This window comes from Mesorhizobium sp. M2A.F.Ca.ET.067.02.1.1 (genome assembly GCF_004023285.1).
Taxonomy (GTDB): Bacteria; Pseudomonadota; Alphaproteobacteria; order Rhizobiales; family Rhizobiaceae; genus Mesorhizobium.
The window spans coordinates 1-3,553 of record NZ_RZSB01000630.1 but is presented as its reverse complement, the minus strand read 5'-3'; the positions used below and the strand labels follow the sequence as shown (position 1 = coordinate 3,553).

At 62.7% G+C, this 3,553-nt stretch carries 3 protein-coding genes; 1 reads left to right on the top strand and 2 read right to left on the bottom strand.

Annotated features, from left to right (window positions below; translation table 11 throughout):
- Positions 1–95: 95 nt before the first annotated feature.
- Together EOA28_RS28970 and EOA28_RS28965 are read right to left on the bottom strand one after the other, a co-directional pair.
- Positions 96–1,232 carry a GNAT family N-acetyltransferase gene (locus EOA28_RS28970; protein WP_127386300.1) on the bottom strand — a complete coding sequence of 379 codons (1,137 nt, stop codon included), beginning with the start codon at positions 1,230–1,232 and terminating at the stop codon, positions 96–98.
- A complete protein-coding gene (locus tag EOA28_RS28965; RefSeq protein ID WP_128298495.1) occupies positions 1,229–2,230 on the bottom strand; it encodes a sterol desaturase family protein in 1,002 nt (333 codons plus the stop codon). The genes EOA28_RS28970 and EOA28_RS28965 overlap by 4 nt, the downstream gene beginning before the upstream one ends.
- Before the next feature lie 303 nt (positions 2,231–2,533).
- Here EOA28_RS28965 and EOA28_RS28960 point away from each other — a divergent pair.
- On the top strand, positions 2,534–3,553 hold a 1,020-nt coding region (locus EOA28_RS28960), incomplete at its 3' end, for a M23 family metallopeptidase (protein ID WP_148670913.1).

The window sequence follows — 3,553 nt, the reverse complement described above, 5'->3', positions numbered from 1 at the left end:
GTGCGCGTCAAGGGCCATGCCGAAGAGGTGCTCGAGGCAGTGCACGCGCTCTGAGCGTCGCCAAAGCCCACCAAAGCAATCGACAATTATGGTCGTTACTCGTCCGGTGCCTCGGCCTTCGGCTGCCGCCGCGCCCTCCAGGATTTCGAACGATGGCTCGCTTGATCGGCCAGCGCGGCAAGATGGCCACGCAAACCGCGCGCACCCATCATGGACGACAGCGTGACTGATTGCGTGGCGAAGCGCCGCTTGAAATCCTCGCCGCCGCAGAGAAAATCGACCGTGGCGAGACCTCGGTCGAACGACCATTGGATATAGTCCATCATCAGTACCATGCCCGGCGAGGCGCGCTCGTATTCGGGATCATAGGTGGTGACGAAAGCCATCATCGTGCCGTGCTGCTCGAAATTGATCGAGACGGCGACGATCGTGTCGTCGAGCTCCAGCACGAAGATGCGCAACAGCCCGAGGTCGGCCAGCACCGAAGTAAGCGCGGCAAGAACCGGCGAGCCCTTATCGAACAGATCCGAGGCGCGACCATGGCGAGCGAGCCAGAGCCGCTTCAACGTCGCGACGCGCTCGAGCACCGGCTCTCGCGGCTCCGCCGCGTCCAGCAGCCGGAAACGCAATGCACCGCTTTCTTCCATGAACTTGCGGCCACGACGATAGTTCTGCCGGCCCTTCTTGGACAACGTCTCGAACCATTCCGCCCCACGCTGCCAGGAGCCAGCGACACGATAGCTGATTTCGGTGCGGTGATTGGGCCGAAGCGCCTTGCCATGAGCCGGTTCCAGCAGGGCATGAACACCGGCATCCGGCAGCAGACGGTTGAGATAGATCAGGTCGAAGCCACCCTGGTCAAAAACATACTGCCAGAGGCGGGAGACCGCCCGCGGGTCGCTGCCGGGTGCAACCAGCGCGTCGCCATAATCACTGTGATCCTTCGCCGCCCATTCGAGTATGCGGATGCCGGAACGCCTGAAGGTCGCGAGCGCTATCACGCCATCGAGCCGGTCGCCGTTCCAGGCAAGCCCAATCCTGAGCGCGCGCCGCTCCTGCTGCGGGGTGGTGCGCCACCAGGCCGCAATCCAGTCCGGGTGCTGGAAGACAAGTCCACCAGCCCGCTGCCAGAGCGCCCTCCAGGCCGGTGCGATCTCGGCCAGGCGCGCCGCCGACGTCACGACTTCGAAGGTGTGTGTCCGCGGGATTGCGAGCACAACGGGACCGTTCATGGCCGTGTCCCCTCCGAGGCTCGCGAGGTGCGCGACCGTGGCTTTCCGGGCCGGATGCGCCTGGCGATATGTCCCCACATCCGCTTCAGCGGCATGACGTAGAGGCCTGCGAGCGACTGATAGTCGCGCACATCGCGGTCGACCAGCCCGAATTTGAAGTCCTCGTCGGGCCTCGGCACACACAATGTTCCGAAGAGCCGGTCCCAGAACGAGAAGAGCAGCCCGAAGTTCTTGTCGTAGTGGCGCGGATCGACGCTGTGATGCAACTGATGCCAGTGGGGACACAGGATCAAATGGTTGAGCGGGCCGAACGAGATCTTGAAATGCGTGTGCCTGACGAAATCCATCATCAGGATGTTACGCATGACATAGACGTTGACGCCAAAAACGGTCAGTTCGACAAGGTTCAGCGAAATCAGCGACCAGATGCCGAAGCAGAACCCTACGATGATGCCGTCCCAGGCTCGGTTCATCAACTCGTCGAGCGGATGGACCCGGTCCTTGGTGATCCCGACCATCACCTCGGCCGAGTGATGCACCTTGTGCAGTTCCCAAAGCAGTGGATAGCGATGCTGGGCGACGTGATAGAGATAATAGGAAATGTCGTAGGCGAGGAGCATGCTGACGGTGAAGATCAGAACCGTCACCGGCCCTGCCGGCCCCTCGGTCAGAGGCTGCTGGAAGTGGAGCAGTGTCGAAAACAGCCAGTTGGTCCCGTACCCCACCGCGGTGACGAAGACGATTCCGGCGGGCAGCATCAGGAAAGGCATCAGGGCCTTCTTCGTGACCCAGAACAGAAGGTCGGCCTTCGCGGAGGGATGGGTGATGACCTCATGCGGGATGACGAACTCGAAGAACTCCTTCCAGCTCTTCTCCTCGACCGTGCGCCAATAGGCTACAAGCGCGCTGACAAAGGCAGTCAGCAGCAAAAGCCCGGTCGCCAGCAGACTGGTGCCCGATATCTTGTCGAGGATCTTGCCAACCAGATCGTCCAGCATTCCTACCGCCACGGTGAATCCCAAACACCAACACGCCTTTACTCGAAAAACGTCAACTAAACGCAATCGAAGAGAGTTAAGAAACCGCGCCTTACTCTGGGAGCTACAGGCTGCTCCTGGCAGAACATTAGTGTTCGTTGCCAACGATTTAGCGACATGGCGGCGCGTCCAGGAGATTTTCGCGCAACTTCGTGCCCGTGCTGCGTGCATTCGGCCCCGCGCGGTCGACCCGGCAAGCCTTTGTTAACCCTAATAATGTGTAATCAGGCTTGTCGTTGGTCCCGTAACGAAAGCCTGGTCCCCGTGAAACCAACCGGTCAGTCAGCTGTCTTCGGCAGGCGCAAGGAACCGCACACGGTCATCATCGCCCGCGGCAACGAGATAAGGCATTTCACCATCCGCCCCTGGCTCGCCGCCTTCCTCGGCTCGGCCCTGGCGGCGATCGCCATCGGCTATCTGCTTGCCACGTCCTATCTGGTGTTGCGCGACGACCTGATCGGCGCCACGACGGCCAGGCAGGCGCGCATGCAGCAGGCCTATGAGGACCGCATCTCGGCCCTTCGTGCCCAGGTCGACCGCATCACCAGCCGCCAGCTTCTCGACCAGCAGCTGATGGAAACCAAGGTCAGCGAGCTCTTGGCCAGGCAGACCCAGCTCAGCGAGCGCCACGGGCGGCTCGGCCCGATCCTCGAGCGTGCCGAGAACGAGGTTGGAGACGCGCCCGCGGCAGGCGCCGCGGCGGCCAAACGCGATGAACCCGCGGAGATCACCGGCAGCCTCTCCCAGGCGCCGACCTATTCCGTCGCATCCTTGAGCGCCGGTGACACCAGGCCCTTCTCGCTTTGGTCGACACGGTCCAATCCGCTCGATGGAGAAACGGCTGCCGACCGCGCCGACAAGCTGTTCGTCTCGATCAACGCATCGCTGAAGGCCATCGAGAGCCAGCAGCTCTCGCGCATTACCACGCTTGCCGACAGCGCCTACAAGAATGCCGATGCCATAACCCAGGCGCTGGAAGCCGCGGGCCTGCCGGTCGACAGCGAGCTCAACAAGAGCGATGTCGGCGGCCCGCTGGTGCCACTCGATCCCACGCTGGTTTTCGACAGCAAGGTCAAGGAACTGGACGAGGCGCTCGACGCGCTTGACGGGGTCAAGAAGGAGGCGCGCAAGCTGCCGCTCGCCAACCCCGCCCCTGGCCATCCGGTGACCAGCCCGTTTGGCGTACGCACGGACCCGATCCTGGGCAGCGCCGCCCTGCACACGGGCATGGATTTCAGGGCGCCGATCGGCATGCCGGCCAAGGTCACGGCCGCCGGCATCGTC

Bases quoted from the DNA above. Each gene is read 5' to 3' on its own strand.
- EOA28_RS28970 (WP_127386300.1), bottom strand. From the start codon at position 1,232: ATGAACGGTCCCGTTGTGCTCGCAATCCCGCGGACACACACCTTCGAA.
- EOA28_RS28965 (WP_128298495.1), bottom strand. From the start codon at position 2,230: ATGCTGGACGATCTGGTTGGCAAGATCCTCGACAAGATATCGGGCACC.